Origin of the sequence: Rhodococcus sp. SGAir0479 (genome assembly GCF_005484805.1) — a bacterium.
GTDB lineage: Bacteria > Actinomycetota > Actinomycetes > Mycobacteriales > Mycobacteriaceae > Prescottella.
This window is the reverse complement of record NZ_CP039432.1, coordinates 41622-68469: the sequence shown is the minus strand read 5'-3', so window position 1 is coordinate 68469 and position 26848 is coordinate 41622. Positions and strand designations below refer to the sequence as shown.

Annotated in this window: 18 protein-coding genes; 2 read left to right on the top strand and 16 right to left on the bottom strand. The window is 71.0% G+C overall.

Annotation, left to right across the window (positions count from 1 at the left end; genetic code table 11):
* Positions 1-75: 75 nt before the first annotated feature.
* The 6 genes from E7742_RS00270 to purS form a co-directional block, all read right to left on the bottom strand.
* On the bottom strand, positions 76-1368 hold the full coding sequence (locus E7742_RS00270; protein ID WP_175420370.1) for a M18 family aminopeptidase: 1293 nt from the start codon (positions 1366-1368) through the stop codon (positions 76-78).
* 41 nt (positions 1369-1409) lie between these two features.
* Positions 1410-1760, bottom strand: a complete 351-nt coding sequence (locus E7742_RS00265; protein ID WP_137797091.1) for a VOC family protein — start codon at positions 1758-1760, stop codon at positions 1410-1412.
* A 34-nt stretch (positions 1761-1794) separates the two neighbouring features.
* Positions 1795-2274, bottom strand: coding sequence for a carboxymuconolactone decarboxylase family protein (locus tag E7742_RS00260; protein ID WP_029538815.1), 480 nt, complete (start codon positions 2272-2274; stop codon positions 1795-1797).
* The gene (locus E7742_RS00255; protein WP_137797090.1) at positions 2271-3398 is read right to left on the bottom strand and encodes an NAD(P)H-dependent amine dehydrogenase family protein; all 1128 of its coding nucleotides are present in this window, start codon (positions 3396-3398) and stop codon (positions 2271-2273) included. Before E7742_RS00255 ends, E7742_RS00260 begins: the two co-directional genes overlap by 4 nt.
* Before the next feature lie 131 nt (positions 3399-3529).
* A complete protein-coding gene (gene purQ, locus E7742_RS00250) occupies positions 3530-4231 on the bottom strand; it encodes a phosphoribosylformylglycinamidine synthase subunit PurQ (protein WP_137797089.1) in 702 nt (233 codons plus the stop codon).
* Between the two features lie 2 nt (positions 4232-4233).
* On the bottom strand, positions 4234-4470 hold the full coding sequence (purS, locus tag E7742_RS00245) for a phosphoribosylformylglycinamidine synthase subunit PurS (protein WP_137797088.1): 237 nt from the start codon (positions 4468-4470) through the stop codon (positions 4234-4236).
* 141 nt (positions 4471-4611) lie between these two features.
* Here purS and E7742_RS00240 point away from each other — a divergent pair, with 141 nt between their 5' ends.
* The gene (locus E7742_RS00240) at positions 4612-5259 is read left to right on the top strand and encodes an MBL fold metallo-hydrolase (RefSeq protein ID WP_137797087.1); all 648 of its coding nucleotides are present in this window, start codon (positions 4612-4614) and stop codon (positions 5257-5259) included.
* Positions 5260-5272: 13 nt separating this feature from the next.
* Here E7742_RS00240 and E7742_RS00235 read toward each other — a convergent pair whose 3' ends face one another.
* Positions 5273-5650 (bottom strand): VOC family protein, encoded by a 378-nt coding sequence (locus E7742_RS00235; RefSeq protein ID WP_137797086.1) that lies wholly within the window; start codon positions 5648-5650, stop codon positions 5273-5275.
* Between the two features lie 83 nt (positions 5651-5733).
* Between E7742_RS00235 and E7742_RS00230 the strand changes: the two genes are divergently transcribed.
* Entirely contained in the window at positions 5734-6483 is a 750-nt protein-coding gene (locus E7742_RS00230; protein ID WP_137797085.1) for a TetR/AcrR family transcriptional regulator, read from the top strand.
* Between the two features lie 11 nt (positions 6484-6494).
* Here E7742_RS00230 and E7742_RS00225 read toward each other — a convergent pair whose 3' ends face one another.
* From E7742_RS00225 to E7742_RS00185, 9 genes are all read right to left on the bottom strand, one after another.
* Positions 6495-7199, bottom strand: a complete 705-nt coding sequence (locus E7742_RS00225; RefSeq protein WP_137797084.1) for a DUF2334 domain-containing protein — start codon at positions 7197-7199, stop codon at positions 6495-6497.
* A 99-nt stretch (positions 7200-7298) separates the two neighbouring features.
* Complete coding sequence (locus E7742_RS00220; protein WP_137797083.1) at positions 7299-7787, bottom strand: glutathione peroxidase; 489 nt, start codon at positions 7785-7787, stop codon at positions 7299-7301.
* A gap of 39 nt (positions 7788-7826) precedes the next feature.
* Positions 7827-8012 (bottom strand): hypothetical protein, encoded by a 186-nt coding sequence (locus E7742_RS00215; protein ID WP_137797082.1) that lies wholly within the window; start codon positions 8010-8012, stop codon positions 7827-7829.
* Positions 8009-9838 (bottom strand): siderophore-interacting protein, encoded by a 1830-nt coding sequence (locus E7742_RS00210; RefSeq protein ID WP_137797081.1) that lies wholly within the window; start codon positions 9836-9838, stop codon positions 8009-8011. The genes E7742_RS00215 and E7742_RS00210 overlap by 4 nt, the downstream gene beginning before the upstream one ends.
* Before the next feature lie 22 nt (positions 9839-9860).
* Complete coding sequence (locus E7742_RS00205) at positions 9861-10088, bottom strand: phosphopantetheine-binding protein (protein ID WP_137797080.1); 228 nt, start codon at positions 10086-10088, stop codon at positions 9861-9863.
* Positions 10089-10150: 62 nt separating this feature from the next.
* On the bottom strand, positions 10151-11101 hold the full coding sequence (locus E7742_RS00200; protein WP_254699113.1) for an ABC transporter substrate-binding protein: 951 nt from the start codon (positions 11099-11101) through the stop codon (positions 10151-10153).
* Positions 11102-11252: 151 nt separating this feature from the next.
* Positions 11253-24530 (bottom strand): non-ribosomal peptide synthetase, encoded by a 13278-nt coding sequence (locus E7742_RS00195; protein ID WP_137797079.1) that lies wholly within the window; start codon positions 24528-24530, stop codon positions 11253-11255.
* The gene (locus tag E7742_RS00190; RefSeq protein ID WP_175420369.1) at positions 24527-26152 is read right to left on the bottom strand and encodes an AMP-binding protein; all 1626 of its coding nucleotides are present in this window, start codon (positions 26150-26152) and stop codon (positions 24527-24529) included. The genes E7742_RS00195 and E7742_RS00190 overlap by 4 nt, the downstream gene beginning before the upstream one ends.
* Positions 26149-26811: an isochorismatase family protein gene (locus tag E7742_RS00185; RefSeq protein ID WP_137797078.1), complete on the bottom strand. Its 663-nt coding sequence runs from the start codon at positions 26809-26811 to the stop codon at positions 26149-26151. The genes E7742_RS00190 and E7742_RS00185 overlap by 4 nt, the downstream gene beginning before the upstream one ends.
* Positions 26812-26848: the final 37 nt, after the last annotated feature.

The window sequence follows — 26848 nt, the reverse complement described above, 5'->3', positions numbered from 1 at the left end:
CGCACCCAGTACGCGCGCGCACGCCGGACCGGGCACGCGGGCGGCCGGTGATCCCGGACCCGCGAGAGCTCGTCGCTACCGGCCGGGCGTGAGGAAGGCCGCCAACGCGTCGGCGTACATGCGGACGTCGTGGGCGCCCATCAGTTCTCGCGCCGAGTGCATGGCCAGCTGCGGCGCTCCGACGTCGACGGTGGACAATCCGGTCCGGGATGCGGTGATCGGGCCGATCGTCGAGCCGCACGGAAGGTCGGCCCGGTGCACGTACCGCTGCAGCGGAACCCCGGCCCGGTCGCAGGCGAGCGCGAACTCGGCCGCGCCGGCCGCGTCGGACGCGTAGCGCAGGTTCTGGTTGACCTTGAGCACCGGACCCCCGTTCACCGCGATCCGGTGCGCCGGCTCGTGCCGATCCGGGTAGTTGGGGTGCGTCGCGTGCGCCATGTCCCCGGAGGCGCACACCGACCCGGACATCGCTCGCAGGAAGTCCTCGCGACCCCCGCCACGCACCAACACGATCCGCTCGAGTACCGAGTTCAGCAGGTCGGAGAACGCCCCCCGATCGGACATGCTGCCGACCTCCTCGTGGTCGAACAGCGCCAGCACCGGGATGCCGTCGCCGGGGTCGGCGACGGCGGCGAGCAGCGCCCGCAGCCCGGCGTAGCAGGTGCCCTGGTTGTCCAGACGCGGCGCGCTCACGAGCGACGCGTCCTCCCCGACGACGGCGGACGGCGCGAGGTCGTGGGTCATCAGTTCCCAGCCGAGCACCGCGTCGGCGGCCACCCCGGCCTCGTCGGCGAGGAAACCGATGAACGAGCGCGGCTCGGTGCCGCTCCCCCACACCGCGTTGACGTGCCGCTGCGGATCGAGCTGCACCCCCTTGCGATCCTCGGACAGGTGGATCGCGAGCTGCGGCACCCGCAGGATCGGACGGTCGACGCGGACGAGCACCTCGTCCACGCCGTCACCCGAACGGACGCTGAGCCGGCCGGAGATGCCGAGGTCGCGGTCGAGCCACGAGTTGAGCCACGCACCGCCGTACGGCTCGAGCCCCACGAGCTGCCAGCCCGCCGACACCAGGTCGGGATGCTGCTTGACCCGCAGGTTCGGGCTGTCGGTGTGCCCGCCGAGGATCCGGAAGGCCGACCCCGGCCCGTCGTCCGCGACGCCCTCGGTGCTCCACGCAACCAGCGAGCCGCCGCGAACGAGGTAGTAGCGTCCGGGCGCCGACGGCCACGCGTCGGTCTCCCGGAGTTCCCGGAAACCGTTCTCCGCGAGCTCCGCCGCGACGGTCGCGCACACGTGGAACGGTGACGGCGAGGCGTCGACGAACGAACACAATCCCTGGGCATCGGCCTGTGTCATCGATGGCATACCGACAATCATGCAGCACCGCGGGCGCGGTCAGTCCGGGGTCAGTGCGCGCCCGCCACGCAGAACTGGTTGCCCTGCGGGTCCGCGAACACGACCCAGCGGAAGCCGTCCATGTTCTCGCGGTGCACCTCGGTGGCGCCGGCAGCGCGCACCCGCTCGATCTCCGCCTCGAGATCGGATGACGACAGATCCAGGTGCTGCCGGTTCTTTCCGGGGGTCGGGTCGTCCACCTTCTGGAAGCCGAGCTTGTGACCCCAGCCGGGAACCGCAACCACGTAGAACCAGCCGTCGTTCTCCTGTTCGATCGTGCCGCCGGTCAGCTCCGCCCACCATTGCGCGAGCGGTCCCGGATCGGTGGAGTCGAGCGTGATCATGCCGAGTGTGAGTGTCATGAGCGGACGTTAGCGCGGGGGTCCGACAGGTGCGTCAGAGTTCCGGCAGAGCGCACACCGTGTCGAGGCCGAGGACGTGGTTGAGCCGGCCCGAGACGATCCAGGAGCCGATGGACATCGTGAGCTCCACGATCTCGCGCTGGTCGTAGTGCTCGGCCATGCGGGCCCAGAACTCGTCGTCGAGGTTGTGGTGGTCGAGCGCGTACCGCTGCGCGTACTCGGCGGCCAGCCGGGTCCGGTCGTCGAATGCGTCTGTGGTGCGCCAGTTCTCGACGGCCTCGAAGAAGCCGTCCTCGACCTTCTCGCCGTCGCGTTCGGTGCGCCAGTCCATACAGACGATGCACCCGTTGATCTGGGCGATGCGCAGGCGCGCGGCCTCGAACTCGCGCAGCGCGAGGGTGGACTGCGAGTAGACCGCGAGCGAGAGTTTGGACGCCGCGACGCCGATACCGGGGACCATCTCGCCCCACACGTATCCGACGGGGTCCTTGCCCTCGGGGATGTCGATTCTCATTGCCGGGTCCTTTCCGTCGGCTCCAGTCTGCCCGGCACCTCCGATCCTGGGGCCCGAAATCCCAGTGCCGACGACGGCCGCAGCGGCACGTCGAGGGCGTCGTACAGACCCGGCTCGGCGTCGATGAGCCAGTCGATCGCGTTCACGAGCCGTCCGACGGCGGTGGCGTTGCCGCCGGCGGCGCGGCTGCCGCCCTCGTCGGTGGCCTCCACCGACACCTCGATCCGCGGGCGGCCCTCGACGATCACCCGGTGCGCCCCGGCGCCGCCGTCGGGCGGGGTGGGCCAGTCCGGCGCGCACGACGGGTGGATGCGGGTGACGTGCTCGACGACGATCCGCGCTGTTCCCGCGACGACGCCCTGGACCTCGAAGCGCAGCGCCCCCTGGGTGCCGGCCGCGAAGTCGCCCATCGCCGCGGTGGTCACGTCGGTCTCGAGCGGCCGCCGCTCGACGGTCTCGCGGATCTCGTCGAGAGCGACCCCGAGCGCCCGCGCCATCAACCGAATCTGCCCGCCCCACACCATCGTCGGCACGTTCGGCGCGATCATCGGCGGCTCGTACTCCATCGGCTGGCCCATGCCGACGAGGTAGCGCACCGAATCGGGCTGGTCGTAGGTGGTGTAGTCGAAGATCTCCTGACAGCGGATCGCGTCGACGGTGGACCCCAGTCCGCTGACGAGCAGCGGCAGGACGTCGTTGCCCCAGCCCGGGTCGACGCCCGAGACGAACAGGGACCCGCCGGCTGCGGCGACGGCGTCGAGGATGGGATCGCGCACCTCGGGCGGCGCGCTGCGGTGGTCGTAGAGCGCGTACAAGGACGGCGTCACCACGACCGCGCCGGTGCGCAGGATCCGCACCAGGTCGGCGAGCGCGGCGTCGGGGCGGATGTCGCCGGATGCCGCGTACACGACCGCGTCGGGTCGGGCCGCGAGCACCGCGTCGACGTCGTCGGTGGCCGCGACACCCAGGTGGGCGCCGGCGTCCCCGAGGTCGCCGGCGTCGCGCCCCACCTTGGCCGGGTCGTGGACGAGCACCGCGGACAGTTCCAGGCGGGGGTTGGCGTGCACGGCGCGGATGGCCGCCCGGCCCACGTTGCCGGTGCCCCACACGGCGGTGGTGATCATCCGCGGACGGTAGCGAATCGTGGTCCCGCCCGGGGGGCGCTTCGGTGCAAACCCGCCACAAGCTGAAGGGACCCTTCAGCCGCTCGCAGCGGCCGAAGGGTCCCTTCAGCTGTTTCGGGGGTGCCGACGGATCAGGCCGTCAGGACACTCTCGAGAACGGAGTAGAACATGCCGAGGCCGTCGTCGCTGGGGCCGGTGAGCGGCTCGGTCGCGTGCTCGGGGTGCGGCATGAGACCGACGACGCGGCCGTTCGCCGACGCGATGCCCGCGATCGCGCGCTGCGAGCCGTTGGGGTTGTCACCGGCGAAACGGAACACCACCCGGCCCTCGCCCTCGAGCTCGTCGAGCACCTCCTCGGACGCCTGGTACCGACCCTCACCGGACTTGAGCGGGATCAGGATCTCGGCGCCGGCCTCGTACCGCGAGGTCCACGCCGTCGACGTGGACTCCACCTTCAGCCACTGGTCGCGGCACACGAAGTGCAGCCCGGAGTTGCGGGTGAGCGCGCCCGGCAGCAGACCGGCCTCGCACAGAACCTGGAAGCCGTTGCAGATGCCGAGGACCGGCATGCCGCCCTGGGCGGCCTTGACGACCTCACCCATGACGGGCGCGAAGCGGGCGATCGCGCCGCAGCGCAGGTAGTCGCCGTACGAGAAGCCGCCGGGGACGACGACGGCGTCGACGCCCTTGAGGTCGGCGTCGCCGTGCCACAGGTTCACGGCCTCGCCGCCGGCGAGACGCACGGCGCGGGCGGCGTCGATGTCGTCGAGCGTGCCCGGGAACGTGATGACTCCGATGCGTGCACCGGTCTTACCGGTCGTCGCTGCGCTCATGTTCACTGGACTCGGGTGACCTTCCAGTCCTCGATCACGGTGTTCGCGAGCAGCGACTCGGCGATCGTCGCGAGCTCCTCGTCGCTGACGGTGTCGTCGACCTCGAGCTCGAACCGCTTCCCCTGGCGGACATCCGAGACACCGGGATGACCGAGCCGGGACAGCGCCCCGACAATGGCCTGCCCCTGCGGGTCGAGAATTTCGGCCTTGGGCATGACATCGACAACGACACGGGCCACGTGCTGCTCCTCGCTATGGCTGGTTTCAGCCCGGGATCGCACCGGGCATCCAGGAGTTTACCGGGCAGCCCGGTCCGCTCCCGCACCGAGTGAACGTGCGACGCCGCCCCACCCGTCGGTGTGATCCCGCATACTCGTCTCATGCGACTCACGCACTTCGGTCATTCCTGTGTCCTGGTGGAACTCGACGGTGCAAAGATCCTGTTCGATCCCGGCAATTTCTCGCACGGGTTCGAGGGCATCACCGGACTCGACGCCATCCTGATCACCCATCAGCATCCCGACCACGCCGATCCGGAGCGGCTGCCCGCGCTGGTCGACGCCAACCCCGGCGCGGGGCTGTACGCGGATCCGCAGACGACGGCGTTGCTGGGCGACGCCTGGACGGCGGTGTACCCGGGTGACGTCTTCAACGTGGGCGAGGTGCAGGTGACGGGCACCGGCGGCACCCACGCGGTGATCCACCCGGAGATCCCGCTCATCGACAACACCGCGTACCTGCTCGGCGATGCCGAGGATCCGGCCAAGCTCATGCACCCGGGCGACTCGCTGTTCGTGCCGGAGCAGAAGGTGGACGTGCTGGCCGTGCCGGCCGCGGCGCCGTGGCTGAAGATCTCCGAGTCGGTCGACTACCTGCGCGCCGTGCATCCGCGAGTCGCGGTCCCGATCCATCAGGGCGTGGTCGCGCAGGAGGCGCGGGGCATCTACTACGGCCGTCTCACCGAGATGGGCCCGGGCGGAACGGAATTCCGGGTTCTTCCCGAGGAGTCGAGCGTCGAGGTGTCGTGAGACGCCGGGCGCCTCACATCCACTGCACCAACTGCCAGACGATGCCGTTGGGGTCGGCGAACTGGCAGTAACGCTCCCCCCACGGCTCGGTCTCGGGAGCGGTGACGACCTCGGCGCCCTCGCCGGCGATGCGCTCGAACTCGCGGTCGACGTCCTCGACGACGAACGCGATCAGCAGCCCCTGCCCGGCGGGGCCGGCGATGGTGGCCGGTTTGAAGGTCGCGAGACCCGTGCGCAGGAAGACGACGTTGACGCCGGCGTCCGGGTGGGCGAGCGAGACGAACCCGTCGTCGGCCATCGCCTCGGTGAAACCGAAGTGCGTCTTCGCGAACTCGGCGGACGCCTTCTCGTCCGCGACGTTCAGGGACAGGGCCGTACCGGTGATCTTCATGTGTACCTCCACGACGAGAGAAACCCTATGCACTGTATAAAGTACAGGAACATCCCGATCTCGCCAGTGTTCGGAGGCGCGCGGTGGCCCGCGATCTGATCGATCTGCTGTGGCGCGACCACCCCGACGCGCCGCGCGGCGGCACGCGGGGCCCCCGCGCGAAGGTCACCACGACGCAGGCCGTCGAGACGGCCGTCGCGATCGCCGACTCCGAGGGCCTGGACGCGGTGAGTGTCCGGCGGCTGGCCGCCGACCTCGGCATCTCGGCGATGGCGCTGTACACCCACGTCGGCTCCCGCGACGACCTGCTCGTCCTCATGGTCGACGCGGTGCGCGCCGCCCAGTCACGAGCGCCGTACCCGGACGGGGACTGGCGCGAATGCGTGCGACAGCTCGCCGCCGCGGAGGCGACGCTGTTCACCGAACACTGGTGGCTGCTGGACGTGTCCGACGAACGCACGGCCTTCGGGCCCGGCACGATCGCGAACTACGACCACGAATTGCACGCATTCGACGGCACGGGCCTGTCCGACGTCGACCGCGACGCCGCGCTGACGTTCGTCAAGGACTTCGTCCGGGCGGCGGCGCGGGCCCGGCGCCCCGACCCGCGGGCCGCCGACATCGCGCAGGCGTGGGCGACGTGGAGCGATCGACTGGCGGCCTACCTCGGCGACGACTTCCCGCTGGCACAGCGCGTCGGCAGCGCGGCCGGCGAGGAGATGAACGCCGCGTACAGCCCCGCCCACGCGTGGGAGTTCGGGCTCAACCGGGTACTGGACGCGCTCGCGGCCCTGGTCCGCGCAGCCGGGAGCGCGGGCGAGACGGCCGACTAGCGGCCGGAGGCTCACGCCACCGCACGCACCCCGTCCCGCAGCGGCCAGCGGTAGACGACCGGTGCGGCGCCGTGGTGGAGTGCGATGTCGACGGCGTCCAGCAGCGCCTGACGCGGCCCGGTCCTACCGAGTTGCTTGGCCGAGGTCGCCAGCCGGACCACTCGTCCGCGCCGGGCGCCGCGGGAGGCGCCGAGCACCATCGACCGGCAGCGCCACGGTTCGGCGTGGAAGCCGTCACCGAGGCCGATCACGTGGCTGCGGACAGCGGTGTCGTGCGCGAGGTCGCGGATCACGGTCATCCCCGCGAGAAGCCGGAATCCGACGTTCGGCAGCACCGTGACTGCTCCCGGGGACGCCAACCAGCGTGGCGGCGCGAACAGCCGTGTGCGCAGCCCCACCTCCTCGAGCACCCGGTCGGCGGCCAGCAGCCGCAGCCGCGCCTCGTGTTCGGGCAGCACCGCGAACTCGGCGCGGCGCCGTTTGGTGGCGGCCTGGTCGTAGCCGTGCAACACGATCGCGTCGCCGCGGTCCCGGCGCTCACGCAACCACTGCTGCGTCACCGGGTCGTCGACCAGCCGATATCCGTCCTCGAGCCGCGGCGCGACGAGCAGCGACAGCGGTACCGATCGGCGGTCCATCGCGGCGGCGAACTCCGCGACGACGTCGCGCGTCTCGTCCCTGATCCCCGACACCGACACGATCACCTGTCCGGTCATGCACTCCAGCGTGGCACCCCGAGGTGAACAGGCGCTGACACGCCCGTGCGCCTTTTCGGTACGTCCGGCTACCGAAAAGGCGCACGGGCAGCGGACTGCCTAGAGCGCGGCCTCGATGGCGGCGATCACCTCGGGGGCGTCGGGCTCGGTACGCGGACGGAAACGGTTGACCACGGTGCCGTCCCGCGCGATCAGGAACTTCTCGAAGTTCCACTGGATGTCCCCGGCCTCGCCGTCGGCGTCCGCGGTCTTGGTGAGCTCGGCGTACAGGGGATGCCGGTTCTCGCCGTTGACCTCGATCTTCTCCATCAGCGGGAAGGTGACGCCGTACGTGGTGGAGCAGAACGTCTGGATCTCCTCGGGCGTGCCCGGCTCCTGACCCATGAACTGGTTGCAGGGGATGCCGATGACGGTGAGACCCCGCTCGGCGTACTCCGTCGCCAGCTTCTCGAGCGCGGTGTACTGCGGGGTGAGCCCGCACTTGGAGGCCACGTTGACCACGAGCACGACGCGCCCGTCGTATTCGCCCAGGTTGGTCGGCACACCGCCGATGGTGTTGATCATGATGTCTTGCACCGGAGTCGTCATACGCACCAACCTAGCCAAGCCTTCGGCACCTGCGCCGGGTCAGGCGCTCGCGAGAGTGCGCTCGGCGGCCGGCGCCGGCACGTTCTCCGGCCGGCTCGGCCGCTCCTCCGACATGAACCGGTCGATACCGACGATCAGGCCGACACCGTCGAGCAGCTCGGGCCGATGGCTCTGCGGGCGTCGGCAATGAAGATCGACGCCATCGTGAGACGGCGCCGAGGTCACCGCGCACCCTTGAACTCGACGACCGTCGATCCCCAGCCGAGTGCGCCGAATCGTGCTGTCCCGCAGCCCGCGTCCGCGATCAGCGCAGACAGCTCGGCCTCGGTGCGCAGGCCGGATCCGTGCAGGCACAGCTTCAGCAGGTCGGCCTCGGTGTCGTGGTCGTCGGCGGTCTCGGGGTCGAGCAGGTCGGTGACGAGCACGACGCGGTGGGCGGAGGCGCCGAGCGCACCCAGGAGCATCCGTGCGTCCGCGTCCGGATGCGAGTCGATCGTGTCGACCACGACGGCCAGGTCGACGGGCGCCGCGAGCGCCGTGAACTCGCTGCTGTCGATGCGCGTGATCCGGTCCCGGCGGGACTCCGCCACGTCACCCAGGTTCCGGGTGTTGAGGGCGGGCAGGCCCACGAGCGAGACCTCGAGGTCGGGCCGCACCCGTGCGAGCGTGTCGGCGTACACGCCGGCGCCTTCGCCGTAGATCGCGACGGTGCGCACCCCGTCGAGGTCGACCGCGTCGGGCAGCGCCGGGGCGCGGTAGACGGCACCGAAGGCGACCTCCTCGTGGAAGTCCTCCACGAACCCGGGTTCCTCCAGCTTGTCGGCGAACCCGTGCCCGGCCGCGGGGGCGCCGGTCCGGACGGCGTCGAGCAATCCCAGGAACGCCATGTCGAGCCGGGTGTGGATCTTGCCGAAGTGCAGGGCCTGGCTGGCGAACGTGTCCGGGTCAGCGAGGATCGAGCCCGTCTCGGTGAGCTCGAAGCGCCCGTCCTCCACCGCCACCAGATCCATCAGCACGAGGTGGCGCAACAGTTTCGCCGTCGCTCCCGGGTGGGTGCGGCACTCGGCCGCGACGGCCGCCGCCGTGTCGGCGCCCCCGTCGACGGCCGCGAACAACCCGACGGTGACCGCGGTCCGGATCGCCAGGGGCGGCAACAACTCCGACATCTCGTGCAGGCGCTCGTCCGGACTCTCCGCGGTGTCCGCGTCGAGAACGGGCGACGCCGAGTCCGCCTGTGCAGGCTCGCGGCGGCGCCAGTATCCGGCGATCTCGACGTACTGCTTCGCGATCTCCCGGTCCTGCTTGGCCCAGCGCCGCAGGGGCTTGATCGTCAGCGCCTCGCCCGCGACCCACAGGTACGGCTGGCCCGGACGCCACTGCGCCGCCTGCACGGTCTCCACCAACCGCGACTCGCCGCCGCTTTCGGAGCGGAACAGCCACGTGACCTCCAGCGGTGCCGCACATTCGAACTCCTGTCGATGCGCCGGCTCGGCAACCTCGATCACCACCGTCGCGGGCAGCTCCGGTGGGAGCTGTTCCAGACAGTGCGCGATCGCCGGCAGCGCCGTCTCGTCGCCGGCGATCAGCATCCAGTCGACGTCCCGGGGCAGACTGGACGAGTGCTTGGGACCGGCCATGAGGATCTTCTCCCCCGGTTGCACGCGGCCGGCCCAGTCCGCGGCCAGGCCGCCCTCGTGCATCGCGAAGTCGATCGCCATCTCGCGCGTGTCCGCGTCGAAGTGGCGCACCGTGTACGTCCGGCTGTACTGGAACGATCCCGCCGGCCAGTCGACGGTGCCGTTGTCGGTGTTGCGCGGCACCTCGAAGGGCAGCTCACCGGTGCGCGGATCGACCGGCAACAGCTTGACGTCGTCGTCGAAACCGTTGGTGCGCACCGGCGGCAGGCGGACGCCGTCCCGGACGTGACTGTCCATCGACGGACCCCCCACCGTCACCCGGCGCATACCGGGGGTGACGTCCTCGACCTTCAGGACGTCCACCTCCCGGATGCAGATCGGAAACACTTCGACCTCACGGACGGTCCCAGCCATCGATAGACCCTTCTTTCGTGAATCAGTATTCGCCGAGCGCGACGGCGACCCAGTGCGCCACAGTCGGATCGGCGGCGAGCGTCGGGAAGTCGACGTCCGGCACACCCGCGGACCGCCATCGTTCCACGAGCCCCATGATCCGAATGGAATCCAATCCTTCGTCGAGCAGATTGAGCTCGTCGCTGATCGACTCGGGCGGCTGGTCCAGGGCGGTGGCGATGTCTGCGATGACGGTCTCGCGGGTGAGCACAGTGGCGTCCTTCCGATTTCTGACTACGTGTCTGCCCGCACCGACGGTGCGGAACCGAACCTCTACTTCGCGAACATCTCCTGGACCTGGTCCAGGGTCGCCATCACACCGTCGTAGTCGGGGCGGTAGCTGGTGGCCGGCAGCTCGTACACCTTGTTGTTCGCGAACGCCGGCAGTGCCGCGTACAGCGGGTCCTGCTTCAGTTCCGCGAGGCTCCGGCCCGCCACCGGGACGACGAACATGACGGGCGCGTTCCCGACCGGCGCCAGCAGTTCGTTGCTGACGATGAACGAGTCACCCGACCCGTACAGCTCCGGGTTGTTCGCCTTGGTGAGCACGTCGTCCGGCTGGAAGCCGACGGTCGACAGCAGGGTCGGCAGCGCCGCGGTCTGCGGGATGAACGCCGGCTCGCCGGTGCTCAGCGAGAGGAGGTAGGAGACAGGCGATCCCGGCACCGTGATCGAGTCCTTCACGTCGGCGACCTTGTCGTCGTACGCCTTCATCAGGTCGTCGACCTTGTCGGTCTCACCGGCCGCCTCGGCCACCGCCGCGAGCTGCTCCTGCCAGGTCCTCACCGACGAGGGGATGAGGACGGTCGGCGCGATCGCCGTGAGCTGGTCGTACGCCTGGTCGGCCAGAACCGCCGTGAAACCCTGCCCACCACCGATGATCAGGTCCGGCTGGGCCTGCGCGATCGCCTCGATGTTGAGGGACTCACCGGCCGGCAATTCCTTCGTCCCCTGCGCCTCGGCCTTCTCGGCCCACTGCGGGGGGAAGCCGCCGTCGAGGTTGGTGACGCCGAGCAGTCGGGTGTCGGTGATCGCGATGGGAGCATCGAGCGTGAACAGGAAACCGGCCAGGCCCGCCGTCAGTACCGCGATGCGCTGCGGGTCCGCGGGAACGGTGACGTCGCCCTTCTCCGTCTGGACCACTCGGGTCCCGGTGGACGCGTCCCCCGCCGCGTCGTTGTCGGACGCGTCACTGCTGCTGCAGCCGGTGAGGCCGAGGGTCACTGCGGCAACGGCGGCGAACAGCCGAAGGCCGTGCCGTCGAAGATGTGAGTGGGACAAGGTGGGTCCTTTCGCGAGATCTTCGTGTGCCGGTCGGCGGTGCTGCCGTCCCGGGATGGTCGTGTGGTCCGAGAATCGTTCTCGGCGTGCAGCGCTACTCGAGCGCGGGCAGGATCTGTCGCCAGCCGCCCGCTGTCGCAATGCCGTCGTGGTCCTCGTCCACGGCGTGGACCACGAGCTCCCCTTCGTGTATTCGCCCCCAGCGATCGGCGAAACCGTCCGACGGCTTCGACCGCTGCGCCTCGAACAACGTCAGCGTGCCCGGGTAGACGGGCGCGGTCGCGGTCCTCAGCAGAGACGAAGTGTAGGTGAAGTTCTCGGCGATATCGTCGGCCAGTTCCACCGGCAGCCGGCGCACCGCCGACGGGGCCTCGACGCTGCGCCCGTCCAGCGGCTCGCTGTCGACCACGCCGACGAACGCCACGGTCTCGCCGGCGGCCGTCAGTACGGCGGCCATCGCGTGGGCGAGAGTGCCGCCGAACGAGTACCCCAGCAGACGGTACGGTCCGCGGGGCTGCTCGCGCCGCACGGTACGCAGGTGGTGCGCCACCAGCTCGTCGAAGGATCCGGGACGGTCACCCTGGGGCAGTTGCAGTCCCACGACCGGGCGGTCGAGCATCGATGCCAGCGAGGCGAACTGCCACGCGTAGCCACCGGCGGGGTGGACACAGAACAGCGGATCGGCCGCCCGGCTTCGGCCGAACCGGATCACGTCGTCCGCCGCGCCGGTGGTGGCACCGTCCCGTCGAGAATCCACGAGTTCGGCTATCGCCGCGACGGATTGGCGGTCGAGCAGCTCCCCCACCGCGATACGCACGGAGGTGTCGCGCTCGATCCGGGAGACCAGCCGCATCGCCGCGAGCGAATCGCCGCCGCAGTCGGCGAACCCGTCGTCGGCACCCACCTGGTCCAGGCCCAGCAACTCGCAGTACGCGGCGGCCACCTGCCACTGGGTGGGCGTTCGCAGCGAATCGGCGACGTTGCGGCGCGGCGGTTCGGGCAACGCCGCTCGATCGAGCTTGCCGTTGACCGTGAGCGGGACGGCGTCCACGCGCACGATCTGCGCCGGAACCAGATGGGCCGGTACCGAATCGCGGAGCCGGGCGCGCAACTCGCTTTCGGACGTCGAGTCCGGTGTCGAGTCGTCGGCCACGACGTAGCCGATCAATCGCTGCGTGGCGCCGTACGACCGGACCGTGGCGGCCGCCCGGGAGACCCCCGGGAGCGCCTCGAGTGCGGACTCCACTTCCCCGAGTTCGATGCGGATGCCGCGGATCTTGACCTGCCGGTCGACCCGACCCAGGTACTCGAGCCGGCCGCCGTCGAGGTACCGCACGAGGTCGCCGGTGCGGTACATCCGCTCGCCGACGGCGAACGGGTCGGCCACGAACACCGATGCCGTCTGCCCGCGGCGCCCGCGGTAGCCGTGCGCGACGCCGTCGCCCGACATGTACAGCTCCCCGACCGCGCCGACCGCGACCGGGCGCAGCCCGGAATCGAGCACGCGCGCACAGGCATTTCGGACCGGCTTGCCGAGGCACGGAGTCGCGCTGTCGCCGACCGCCGATCCCATGGCGTTGATGGTGAACTCGGTGGGGCCGTACAGGTCGTAACCGTCGACACCGTCCTGTTCGCGCAGCCGCGTCCACAACTCCTGCGGGACGGCCTCGCCGCCGAGCATCACCAGTTTCGGCGCACGGCGGTCGTCGAGCAGTCCCGCGGCGATCAGTTCCCGCGCATAGGAGGGCGTCACGTTGACGACGTCGATTCCGACGGTGCGGTAGTGCCGGACCAGGGTGTGCGGATCGGCGCGAGCCGCCTCGTCGATGACGTGCACGTGATGCCCCGCCAGCAACCAGAACAGCTCTTCCCACGACATGTCGAACGAGAACGACACCGTGTGCGCGATGCGCAACTGCCGACCGTCGACGGACCGCTCCGTGGCGCGGAAGATCTCGTCGCGGTGGTTGTGGTACATCGTGGTCAAGCCACGGTGACCGACCTGCACTCCCTTGGGTGTGCCCGTCGACCCCGACGTATAGATGACGTACGCCGCCTGGTCGGGGTGGGTCGGGCCGCCGATGCGGTGCGCCGGCACCTCCGGTCCCGGCCGCCTGCCCGACAGCACGTCGGCCACGCCAGGGTCGGCGAGGTCGACGACCGAGACCGCCGACAGCCCCGCGACCACGTCGGCCACCCGGTCGGTCCGGGCGTCCACCGTGACGACGGTGCGGGCGCCGCTGTCGAGCACGATCTCGCGCAACCGCGACGCCGGGTGTTCGAGGTCGAGCGGAAGGTATGCGGCGCCGGTGCGCATCACCGCGAAGATCGCGACGACGTGGTCGGCGATTCGCGGCAGCATCAACGCGACGAGGTCACCCGCACCGACCCCGCCACGTACGAGGTGGCGCGCCAGCGCGGTCACCCGCTCGTCGAGTTCGCGCGCCGTGAACGTCTCGGCACCGCACGTCAGCGCCGGTGCGTCGGGGGTCGCGGCGGCGCGTTCGGACAGCAGGGTGTCGATGCTGCCTTCGGGCGCCCCGGGGGCGGGGATCGGAACGCGCGGGGTCGTCAGCGCGGTGCGCTCGAGAGACTCGCCGGCGCGACCGGTCCGGGCCACCGTGAGCTCGGTCCCGTCCACGGTCCGGATCGCGGCGATCCGGGCGAGCATGCCCGCCATCAACTCCAGGAGGGACGCGGCGGTCTCGTCGTCGACGAGGTCGGGCCGGTTCTCGATGGTGACATCCATGCCGCCGCTGCGGCTGCGCGGATCGACATCGACGGTGAGCGCGTAGTGCGTGGCGTCCGTCGCCTCCGCCGCGACGATCCCCGCGCGTTCGAAGACGCCGAAGCGCTCCGCGTCCCCGCCGACGTTGCGGAACACCAGCAGGGTGTCGAACAGGACGCCGAACCCGGCCGCCCGGGCGATCTCGCCGAGGCCGGCGTGGTGGTGCTCGATCAGCCCACTCTGCTCCGCGAACAGCCGGCGCAGTGTGTCCGCAAGCGTCGACGACGCCCGCAGGCGCACCCGGACCGGCACGGTGTTGAGGGTCAGCCCGACCATGCGGTCGACGTCGGGTACCCGCGGGTCGCGCCCCGACACCGTGGACCCGAACACGACGTCGTCGCGGCCGGTGACCCGGCGCAGCGTCAACGCCCACGCGAGCGACACCACGGTGGACACGGTGATGCCGAGTTCGGCTGCGAGCGACACGATCCCGTCGCGCACGCGGTCGTCGATCCGGCAGGTGACACGGTGGGGCAGCGACATCGCGAACGGGTCCGCGCCCGGTGCCACCGACGTCGGCTCGTCGAGGTCGGCCAGGTGCTGCGCCCACGCCTTCGTCGCCGCGTCCGTGTCGCGGTCGGCCAGGTGCCGCAGATGGTCGGTGAAGTCGGCCGCGGGCGCCAGCACCCGGGCCAGCGCGTCGGCGATCTGCCGGTCACCGTCCTCGCCCGCGGGATGCAGGCCGACGAGCATGCGCGCGACGCCGTAGAGGACGAACAGCTCGGTGAACAGCACACCCTGCGACCACGCGTCCGACAGCAGATGATGCTGGGTGAGCACCACCTGTTCCCGCGACTCGGGTCCGGTCACGAGCACCGCACGCAACAGCGGCGCCTGATCGAGCGTGAAGGGCCGCGCGAATTCCGCGGCCGCGACGTCGTCGAACCCGTCGGCCGAGTCGACGGTCCGCTCCTCGACCACGACCGACACCGGCGTGATGATCGCGACCGGTTCGGCGAACCCCGAATGCGTGAACGCCGCACCGAGGTTCGGGTACCGCCGAACGATCGCGGCGAGCGCGGCGCTCAGTGCCCGACGCTCCACCGGTTCGGCGAACGTGAAGCGATGCTGGACGTGGTAGTTGTCCGTGGCCGCCCGACCACCGGTCACCGAGTGGAAGTACATGCCGCGCTGCAACGGCGTCAGCGGCAGCACCTGCTGCCACCCCGGGTACTCGGCGTCCACGAAGGCCCGCGCGCTCGCGTCCGTCTCGACCAGCTCGACCAGCGCGTCCGGCGCATCCGGCCCGCCGGTCCGGGCGTCCGCCCGGACCGCTCGCACCGCCAACTCCGCGAGGGTGTCGCACTCGAACACGTCCGCGACGGCGATGTTCACACCGCGCTGCGATGCCGCCGCGACCAACCGCACGGCGGCGATGCTGTCGCCGCCGTGGGCGAAGAAGTTCGACGCCATGTCGATCTCGGTGGCCAGTACTTCCGCAGCCGCCGCGGCCAGATCCGTGTCGACGGACGCGGGCGCCGCGGCGCCCGTGCCCGCGGGCGCAGGACCCACCGGAGGCGGCGGAACCGGGGACGGGAGTGCGGCCCGGTCGAGCTTGCCGTTCAGGGTGCGCGGCAACGTCTCGACAACCGTGATCGACTGCGGCACGAACTGATCCGGCCACGCCGAGACGAGTTCCTGCCGCATCCGGGCTGGATCGGCCGACGCCCCGCTGCGCAGGACGACGTACCCGAACAACCGCGCGGATCCGTCCGCGATCGCGGCGACCTTCGCGGCCGCGTCGGCGACGTCCGGCAGCGCGCGCATCGCGGTCTCGACCTCACCGAGCTCGATGCGGAAGCCCCGCACCTTCACCTGGTCATCGGTGCGCCGCAGGTACTCGATGCGGCCGCGACGCCTGCGTACCGCGTCACCGGTCCGGTACAGCCGCTCCCCCGGTCGCCGCGGGTCCGCGACGAAGCGGGCCGCGGTCAGCGCCGGCCGGTTCAGATAGCCCCGCGCGATCTGCGCGCCGCCCAGGTACAACTCGCCGAACGCACCCTCGGGGACCTCGCGGAGGAGGTCGTCGAGGACCCGTGCGTGCACATCGATCCACGGCGCACCGATCGTGACCGGCGCCCCCGTCGTGAGCCGGTCGGTCGTCGCCCACACCGTCGCCTCGGTGGGGCCGTAGACATTCCACACCTCGTCGCTGACCGTGGTCAGCTGTTCGGCCAGCTCCGCCGGGACCGCCTCCCCACCGATCAGGGCCCGGACTCTTCCGGTGCCGGGAACGGTGAGCAGGAGCCGCCACAGCGACGGCGTCGCCTGCACGACCGTGGCGCCGGTGTCGGCGATCAGGCCCGCCAGCCTGGCCGGATCGACCACCGACGCGCGCGGAGCCACGACGACGGACGCGCCGACGGTCAGCGGGCAGAGCAGTTCGAGCACCGCGATGTCGAACGACACCGTCGTCACGGCCATCAGCCGGTCGTCGGGGCGGAGCCAGCCCAGCGTGCTCACGGCATCCGCGAACGCGGCGAGGTTGGCGGAGGTCACCATGACGCCCTTGGGCTTTCCGGTGGTTCCCGACGTGTGGATGACGTAGGCCAATGCATCGTCCGCGGCGGGTACCGCCGGCAGCATCACCTCCGCTGCGGACGTGGTGCCCCCGGCGTCGACGCCGATCAGGGGCACGTCCATCCATGCGACCCCGTCCGCGGTGTCCACCGAGACCAGCACACAGACCGGTCGGGCGTCGTCCAGCATGTACTGCAGACGGTCCCGGGGGTAGTCGACGTCCAGCGGGAGATAGGCGGCGCCGCACCGGAGTACCGCCAGCAGGGCCACCGGGAGGTCGGCGGTCCGGCCGACGGCGACACCGACGACGGAACCGGCACGAACTCCGTGCGCCACCAGGTGGCGGGCGAGCGTCTCCACGTGCTCTCCCGCTTCGCGGTAGGTCGTCTCGCGGCCGCCGGCGACGACGGCTGTCCGCTCGGGCCGCTCGCGCACCTGCGTGAGGAATCGCGCCACCACGGACGGGGGCGTGACCTCGCGCGTCGGGTCGTCCCGGAATTGACCGCGACCGAGCGCCGCAATCGGCCGGTCGGGGTGCGCCGCGAGGTCGGTGAGCGAGACCAGCAGTTCGTCGGCCAGATGGGCGACGGTGTCCGGGTCGAACAGATCGGCCGCCGCGCCCAACCGGATATCGGTGTGCGAACCGTGCTCGCGGAGCCAGACGGCGACGTCCATGCGGGCCGGCGGATCGACGGGTTCGACGGGGGTGCCGGTGACGGTGCCCAGTGCGACGGGTGCACCGACGATCTCGTGTCCGACCATCGTCTGGAACAACGGGTGCCGCCCGGCCGCACGTTCGGGCGCGACCGCGTCGACGATGCGGTCGAACGGCACGTGCTGGTGTGCGAGCGCGTCCAACCCGACCGTGCGGACCCGTTCGAGGACCTGGCCGGGCGTGGGGTTGCCGGCGAGATCGATGCGGTGCACGGTGGTGTTCACCAGGTATCCGACCGTGTTCCGGAACCGGCCTTCCGCGAGCAGTTCCCGGTCCGACACGGTCGTGCCGAGGGGGATGTCGGTACCGGCGCCGAAGCGCTGCCACGTCAACGCCACCGCGGCCTCGAGCAGCATCAGCGCCGAGACCCCGGACCGGACCGCCGCGCGCTGCAGCGCGTCCACGACCGCGGCATCGAGTGTGCGGGTGGCCTCGACGGACCGGTGCGTCGCCTGTCGTGGGCGCGGGCGATCGGTCGGCAGTTCCAGTTCGGTGGGCAGGGCCGCGAGCTGGTCGCGCCAGTACCGCAGCGACCGCTCGGCGTCCGCCGAGCGCGTGCGCGCCCGGTCGGCCGCGACGAACTCCGCGAATGCCGGTGCGTCGGTGAGTAGTTGTGGATTCCTGCCGGCCAGCCGCTCCACATAGGCCTGGGCCAGGACTTCGAGCAACAGGGGCACCGACGCGCCGTCGACCGCGATGTGGTGGATCACGATCACGAGCGCCGACCACCCGTCCCCACGCAGCTGGGTGGCCCGAGCCGGGACATCCGACTCGAGGTCGAAGCCAGTGTCCGCGAGCTCGAGCCGCACGGCGGTCGCCAGGTCGCGGTCCGTGGCCCGCTCGCGCAGGTCCGCAATCGCCAGCGGCGACAGCACCCGCGCCTCGGGTCGGCCGCCGTCTCCGGCGGGATAGCAGGTGCGCAGGACCGGGAAGTGCTCCAGCAGGTCTCGCCACGCCGCGCGCAGGGCGTCGGTGTCCAATGCGGCCGAGAGTTCGAGCACGACGGGGACGTCGTGGGCGCGCGAGTCCGGATCGAGCCGCTGCACGACCCACAGCCGCTCCTGCGCCGACGACACGGTGTCCGGGCCGTCGGCGACCACCGGTTCCCGCGGCGCCTCGGGGGTCTCGGAGGTCTCGACGGCCCGGGCGCGCGACGCCAGCACGCGGGGCGTGCGGGCGGCGAAGATGTCGGCGACCGACACCACGACTCCGTGCCGGCGCAGACCGCTGACCGCTCGCATCGCGGCCAGCGAATGCCCGCCGCGGTCGAAGAAGTCGTCGTCGGGCTGCATGGCCGTCTCCAGCACCTCGGCCAGGCAGGCGGTGACGACGTCCACGGCGTGGGCCGCTGCCGGCCCGGCGACGGCCGGTACGCGCTCGGTGACGCGTCGCGCGGGCAGGGGGTCGATGGTGCGCGGCACGAATCCGGCGGCGGGGCGGTCGAGTCCCGCGACCATGTCGGCGAGCACCGCCGGTAGCGCGTCGACGACCATCGCGGCGGTCCGCGCCTCGACGACGCCCGGGTCGTGATCGACCACCAGCCGGAGCCGGTCGCCGGGTGGCGCGAGCAACGAGAGCGGGTACTGCGTCGTACTGATGTTCCCGATACCGGTGACGTGCGTCGAATCTCCCGAGTCGGCGGAGTTCTCGCCGAACCGCGCGGGGTAGTTCTCGAACACCACCAGTGTGTCGAACAGTCCACCGCGCGCGTCGCTGCACGCCTCGATCTCGGACAGCGGCAGGTGCTCGGCGTCGCCGAGGTCGTACTGTTCGCGCTGACTGTCCTGCAGCACGTCCCGCAGCGAACGGCCGTCCATGCGAACGCGCACCGGGACGGTGTTGCTGAACAGACCCACCATCGACTCGACCTGCGCGAGGGCCGCGGGCCGCCCGGACACGGTGGTACCGAACACGACGTCGTCGGTGCCGACGAGCGCGCACAGCACCGCGCTCCACGCGCCCTGCACGAAGGTGTTGACCGTGAGCCCGTTCTCGCGAGCAGCGCCGGCCAGCCGGTGGCCGAGCGTGTCGTCCACCGGAACCTCGGTCGTCACCGGGTGTCCTGCGGCACCTTCCCCGCGGGCGACCAGTGTGGGCGCCGTCAGCCCGGCCAGGCGACGGCGCCATGCTGCGCGCAGCCCGTCGCGGTCCAGCCGGCCCAGCCACCGCAGGAAGTCGGCGTAGTCCGGCGCCGACGGGAGCCCGGCCGCGCCGTGGTTGTAGTGATGCACCAACTCGCGCAACACGATCGGGGTCGACCATCCGTCGGTCACCAGATGATGCGCGTTGAGGATCAATTGTGTCCGCTCACCGGGCAGCCGGAGCACGTGCGCCGCGAGGAGCGGTCCACGACGGACGTCGAACACCCGCGCCGCCGCCGTGCGCTGCGCCTGCGCGGCGGCCGCGGCCGCCGCGACCGCCGGTAGCTGACCGAGATCCGAGAAGCGCCAGGGAATGTCGACGACCCGGGGAATCGTCGCGACAGGCGCGTCCACGCCGTCGAAATGGAACCCGGCGGCCAGGTTGCGGTGCCGGGTGACCACCGCCGAAAAGGCGGACCGCAATCGATCCACGTCGAGCTCACCGGCGAGGTCGACCACCGCCGTCAACGTGTACGGGTCGTGCTCGGTGAAACGGGCGGCGTGCGCGAGCAGACCCTCCTGCAGCGGCGAGAGCGGCAGGATTTCGGCGAGCGGGCCGGTGATCGACTCGAGGAAGGAGACCTGGTTCTGCGTGACGATGACGTCGTCGCAATCGGCGGCACTGAGTCCACCGGCGTGCAGCGCGGCGTGCGCGGCGTAGGCGTCCAGTGCCGCGCCGAAGTGGCGTTGCAGTGCGGCGACGGACGTCGCGCCCAGCAGTTCGCCCGCCGCGGTCCATTCGATGGACAGCGTGGACCCGGCGGCACCGTCGTGCACGAACGCGTTGACCGCCAAGACTTCCGTGAGCGTCCGCGTGGCCGGTTCCACGACGCCGAAGCCGTCGTCTCCGACGGTGCGCCAGCCGGTCCCCGACAGGCCGGCGGACCTGCCGAGATAGTTGAGGACGATCTGGGGAGCGGGCAGTGTCGTGAGCGGCTCGCCGGCCTCGTCGTGGAACCGCAGGACGCCGTACCCGATCCCATGGTCCCGTCCCTGTCGCCGGCGGGCCTTGATCTCGTGCAGGATCTCGGCGAGAACGCTACCGCCGCCCAGCGCCTCGGCGAGCCGATCGTCGGAGTCGAGGAGCGCAGCCGGCGCCGACACGGGGTACTCCGTGGTGAACCAGCCGACGGTCGACCCGCGCCCCCGGCCGGTGTCCGCGTCACGTCCGTGGCCCTCCATCAGCACCGGGAAGTCGCCGGTGGCCGCGTCCCGGTAGGCGCGCACCGCGACGGTGAGGGCGGCCAGGAGCACCTCGTCGGGGCGTGCGCGGTACCGAGAGCACAGCGCGTCGATGATCGCCGCGGTCACCGCCGGCGTCGTCTCCGTCCGGGTGACGTCCGCCGTCGCGTGGGTGTCCAGGCCGTGCCGCGGGTCGGCGTCGACGAGCACGCGCGATCCCGTCTCGAGGACCGACTGCCACTGCTCCAACTCGTCGACGTACCGGTGGACCGTCCCGCGCGCCGCCAGTTCCAGAGCACGGTGGCGCCACGACTCGCCCGTGGTAGGTGGGAGGTCCAGGCCGCGGCAGGCGGCCACGAGGTCGGCCAGCAGGACGGACCAGGACACGGCGTCGACGGCGAAGTGATGGACCACGACGAGCAACCGGTCGTTGCCGTCGGACATACGGACGATGCTCAGCCGCAGCAGGTCTCCGGCGGCCGGGGACAGCGCGGCGGCGTCCTCGCGTGCCCACCCCGCGATCTCGCGCGTGAACGCGTCCGCGGTGACCGGGCCGCGCTCGCCGATTTCGAGAGGCACGTCGGTCGCGGTGGGGATGTCCACGGATTCCGCGTCCCGGACGATCATCCGCAACGCCGGGTGCCGGTCCAGGAGCACCCGCGCGGCGGCGGCCGGCGCGTCTCGGTCGAGGCGGCGGTCAACTTCGACCGCGGCCCACTGCGCGTAGGACGCCACGGCCGTGACGGAGTCGGCGGCCAGCACGTTGCGCATGATCGGTGTGGTCGGTGCCGCCCCGATGCCGTCGTCGGTGTCCTGTCCGGCGTCGTCGACCCATTCGCGGCTCATCGCGGCGAGCGTCGCGAGGTCGCGACCGGACAGCAGTTCCTTGGGGGTGAGCACGAGTCCGTGGCCCCGCAACCGGCTGCTGATGCTGATCGCGCCGATGCTGTCGCCGCCGAGCGTGAACAGGTCGGCGTCGAGCGACACCTCGGGGACGCCGAGCACCTCGGTGACGACGGCGCACAGCGCGTACTCGGCGGCGGTGCCGGGCGTGCGGGCCGCGGCGTCCGCGGTCGGTGCGAGACTCGCCGGATCCGGCAGCCGCTTCCTGTCGATCTTGCCGTTGACCGTCACCGGCATCTCGTCGAGGACCACCACCACGGACGGCACGAGGTGGTCCGGGACCCGGGTCAGCAGCTCACGCCGGACGTCGTCGCCGGAAAGCGCACCATCCGCGGCCACCACGTATCCGACGAGTTTGGCGAACGCGCCGGCGCCGGTCACCACCGCGACGGCAGCGGATACCGAAGCCGACTGTGTCAGGGCAGTTTCGACCTCCCGAAGTTCGACCCGATGACCGCGAATCTTGACCTGGTCGTCGGCCCGGCCGCAGTACTCGAACCCGGTCTCCGGGTGCCAGCGGGCCAGGTCGCCGGTGCGGTACATTCGGCCACCCGACCGGTCGAACGGATCGGCCACGAAACGGTCGGCGGTGGCGCCGGGGCGCCCGAGGTAGCCGCGGGCGAGCTGCGGGCCCGCCAGATAGAGCTCACCGGTCTCCCCGTCGAGGACGGGCTGCAACGCCCCGTCGAGCAGGTACGCGGACGTGCCCTCGAGCGGCCGACCGATGCGAACGTCGGGGCCCGTCACCTCGGCGGCGATCGCGTCCACCGTGGCCTCGGTCGGGCCGTACATGTTGTACACCCGGGCCGCGCTGTCGCCGAGCCGCTGAGCGAGCGCCGCGGGCAGTGCTTCCCCGCCGACGACGATCGTGCCGATCGAGTGCGGGCGGGCGTCACCGTGGGCCGGTCCGAGCAGCCCCGCGTCCACGAGGAAGGCCGCCATGGACGGGGTCGTGTCGACCACGTCGATCGCGTCGGCCGCGAACCGCTGGATCTGCAGATCCGCGTCCCGCTGGACGTCGCTGCCGTACAGGTGGATCCGATGTCCGTCGAGGATCCACAGCAGCGGATCGATCGACGCGTCGAACGCGAACGAGGTGGTGTGTGCCACGTGCAGCTGCCGTCCGCCGGCCCGGGCGCGGGCGTCGGCGTACACCGCGGTCCGTTGACGGTGCACGAGGTGTGCGAGACCACCCGAGCGGACGACGACGCCCTTCGGGGTGCCCGTGGAGCCCGACGTGAACAGCACGTAGGCCATGTCGTCGGCCCGTCGAGTCGTCGCGAGTTCGTCGGCGCGCAACCGGTCGCCGGCCAGGGAGGCCAGCTCCGTCTCGATCGGCTCCGATCCGAGCCCGACGATCTCGCACTCGATAGTCGTCACCGGCGGCTCGCCGTGGCACAGCAGCAACGACGGCCGGGCCGCCGCGACGAGCCCGTCGAGGCGTTCGGTGGGGTACGCCGGATCGAGCACCACGTAGGCGGCACCCGCCTCCCACACCGCGAAGATGCACGCGACGATGTCGGCGGTGCGCGGCAGCGCGATCGCCACGATATCGTCCGTGCCGATCCCCCGGGCACGGAGCAACCGGGCGATCCGGTAGCTGCGGGCGGCCAGTTCCGTTGCCGTCATCGATTTCTCGGAGTCGGTGAGCACCGTCTCGTTCGGGCACGCGGTCACCATGTCGGCGAAGATGTCGGCAACCGATCGCGCACCGGTCTGCGGCAGCGCCGCCGGTGCCCATCCCGGGTCGATGCCCGCCGCGTTCAGGCTCACCCGGCCCAGCGCGGGGCGGTCGGGGGAACTCAGGGCACGCACCAGCCGGGCCAGTCCCCGGACCCGCGCGGTCACCTCGGTCTCGGACACGGTCCGGGCGTCCACCTCGAACCCGAGCATCATGCGTCCGCCGTCGACCGGAGTGGCCGTCAGTCCCAGTTCCTCGGGCGGGCCGCCCGCCACGTTCCGCAGCGTCCCGACAGCTCCGGCGAAGTCCAGGTCGAAGTCGAAGGCCTTGAGATTGATTCCGACGCCGTGCAGGACGGCGCCCGCGCCCGGCGCGGCGAGATCGCGCACCAGGTCCTCGCCGCGGTAGCGCTGGTGCTCGCGCAGTTCGCTCAGCGCGGCCGCCACCTTCGCGCCCAGTTCCGGCAGGTCGTCGGACAGCGACACCGAGACCCGCAGTGGGAGCACGTTGACGGCCATCGACGGCGTCGTCAGCGCGGTGCGCGTGGTGCGAACCATGATCGGCAGCGCGGACACCACGTCGGTGGTCGACCGCAGCCGGGCCACGAACCCCAGGTAGGCGCCGATGAGCAGGTCCGCCCACGTGCATCCGTGATCGCCGGCGAGCTTTCGCAGCTCATCCATGGTCTCGGTGCTCAGGAACGCGCGGGCGCAGCGGGTGCGGACAGCCGCGCCGAGATCCGTGCCACCGCGTCCGTGCAGTTCGGGCAGCGGGTCGAGACGCGCGGTCCAGTAGTCACGGTCGAGCGTCGCCTGCTCGGAGTTGCGGTACTGCACGTCCTCGGCCACCAGTTCCGCAATGGATCCGAAGGTGTTCGGGCGCAGTCGCTTACCGGTTACCGTGGCCGTGTAGCGGGTGGCCAGTCGGCGGGAGATCATCGCCGCGGAGTAACCGTCGACGATCAGGTGGTGGTAGAGCTGCACGCACCACACCTGCGTCGCGGACAGGCGCAGCAGCGTGTAGGTGAACAGCTGCCGGTCGGTCATCTCGGAGGCGGCGCGGGCTGCGTCGGCCCGGATGTGTGCGACCTTCTCGTCCGCGGCTGCCCGGGGATCCGCCTCGGCCCTGAGGTCGACGACGGGGATCGCCAGCGGGTGGTTCGGTGCGATCCACTGGCGGGGGCCGTCGGCGGTCTCGACGAAACGCAGCCTCATCGTCTCGGCCTCGGCGACCGTCGCCGCGATCTCCGCGACGAGCACCTCGAGGTCGAGCTCGACGTCCCGATCCGTGCCGTCGAGCTCGAGCACCTCGCCCACGAGGTAGTAGGGCGAGTCGGGCTCGAGGCGCTGCGCGTTCCAGATTCCGAGTTGCGCGCCAGTGAGCGGCAGCAGCGTCTCGGTCCCGGTCTCGGTCTCGGCGGGATGCCCTTCGGTGAGTGTCATGCGCCCTGACTCTTCTTGTCGATCTTGCCCACCGACGTGGTGGGGAATTCGGTGACGAACTCGAAACGGTCGGGAATCGTGTACGCGGCCACCCGCCGCTCGGCGCGCAGGAAGGCGCGGAGCTGGGATGCCGTCGGGGACCCGGACTCCGGATCACGGCGAATCACGTACGCGCAGATCCGTTCACCGAGAGCGTCGTCGGGGACACCCACGACGGACACGTCGTGGATCTCGCGGTGGGCCAGCAGGTGGTTCTCGACCATCGCCGGTGCGATCTTCTCGCCGCCGCGGTTGATCTGGTCCTTGCTCCGGCCCACGACCGTGAGGTAGCCGCGCGGATCCCTCACGACGATGTCACCGGTGGCGTAGAAACCGTCGGCGGTGAACGAGCGCCGATTGTGTTCGGGGGCGCAGTAATAGCCGCGGATCGTGTAGGGACCACGCGTCTGTAGATGTCCGGCGACGCCGTCGGCCACCGGCACACCCGCGTCGTCGACCACCCGTACCTCGTCGTCGGGCGAGATGGGCCGTCCCTGCGTGGTGTGGATCGTCTCGTCATCGTCCCCGGCGCGCGTGTAGTTGACCAGACCCTCGGCCATGCCGAAGACCTGGGTCAGCATGCACCCCAGTTCGGGGGCGACGCGGCGGGCGGCCTCCTCGGGGAGTTTGGCGCCGCCCACCCACACCGCGACGAGCGAGGAGATGTCGCGCTCGGCGCGGGCCGACGAGTTGAGCCACGCCATCAGCACCGGCGGCACGAGTGCCGCGTGCGTCACGGCATGCGCCTCGATCAGTCGCAGGCACGTGTCGGGACTGGGGTCCGGCGCCATCACGACGCAGCCGCCGACGGCGATCATCCCCAGCAGTCCGGGCGAGCTCATCGTGAAGTTGTGCGAGATCGGCAGCACCGCGAGCATCACCGAGGTGGCGTCGATGCCGCAGATGCGCGCACTCTCGCGCACCGAGTACAGGTAGTCGTCGTGCGTGCGCGGGATCAGTTTGGGGGTCCCGGTGGTGCCGCCCGACAGTTGGAGGAACGCCACGTCGGACGGCAGCGAACGCTCGGCACGCGGGAGCGGTTCTCGGCCGGCCCAGGATTCGTCGCCGAGCGGGATGACCACGGTGGCGATGTCGGGAAATTCGGCGGCGATCTCCGCCGCCGTCCCCGCATACGATGTGAGACCGAAGGTGTCGACGGTGACGTACCCACTCGTGGACGCCGCGCTACAGAACTGACGAATTTCGGCGGAGCGGTGCGCGGCCAGCGCGAACACCGGCAACGCGCCGATCTCGAAGAGCGCGAAGACGACCTCGACGTATTCGACGGTGTTGGGCAGGTGGACGACGACGCGATCGCCCCGCCCGATGCCCCGGGCGGCGAACTCCGCCGCGACCACCTGTACCCGCTCCGCGAGTCGGGCGTAGGTGACCGTGCGCCGGGGGTCGACCACCGCGAGCCGGTCCGGGTGCGCCGCCACTGCTTCCGCCAGGAGCGCCGCATGCGTCTGCCCGATCCAGTAACCCTTCTCGCGATACCGCGCGGCGAACTCGGCCGGGTACTCCACCACACCGTCGAGCCGGAGCGGGTCGAGGTGCGTCCCGGTGCCGACCGTCGAACTCACCGGGCAGCCCCGGCCGCGACGAACTCGCGGGTGAGAGCGGCGGACACGTCGTCGGTCGTGACGACCGCGCCGCAGCGTTTGGCGGCGTACGTCGCCGCCATCACGTGCTCGTCGCGCGAGAAGTCGGCGGTCGCGTCGAGCACCAGGAAGGGACGAACGTCGGACATGAATGCCTCTGCGGCACTGAGGAGGCAGCCCATGTGGGTGTAGACCCCGGTCACGATCAACTGGTCACGTCCGTGATGTGCCAGCAGCTCGCGCAGGTCCGTCCGTTGGAACGCCGAGTAGCGCCACTTGGTGACCTGGATGTCGCCGCGGCGCGGGCGGAGCCGGTCGATGACCTCGGTGTCGCGGCCCGACTCGAGGCCGGGACCCCAGAAGTCGGCGAGCACGCCGCGCCTGGCGGGGTGCTGGTCGCCCGGTTGCATCGTGTAGACGACGGGGATACCCGACTCCGATGCCTGCTCCCGCAGCGCGGCGATGTTGTCGACGACAGGGGAAATGAGTTCGGGCGCATCGACGTACGCGTCGATGAAGTAGTTCTGCATGTCGTGGACGAGCAGTGCGGCACGTCCCGGGTCGAGTTCCCAGTCGACGACATTGTCAGGAATCTCGTCGCGCACGGGCATCGCGTAGCCGGAGATCTTCGGAATTGCCATTGCGTCCCTCTCGCTTCGATCTTGAACAGAAATTAGG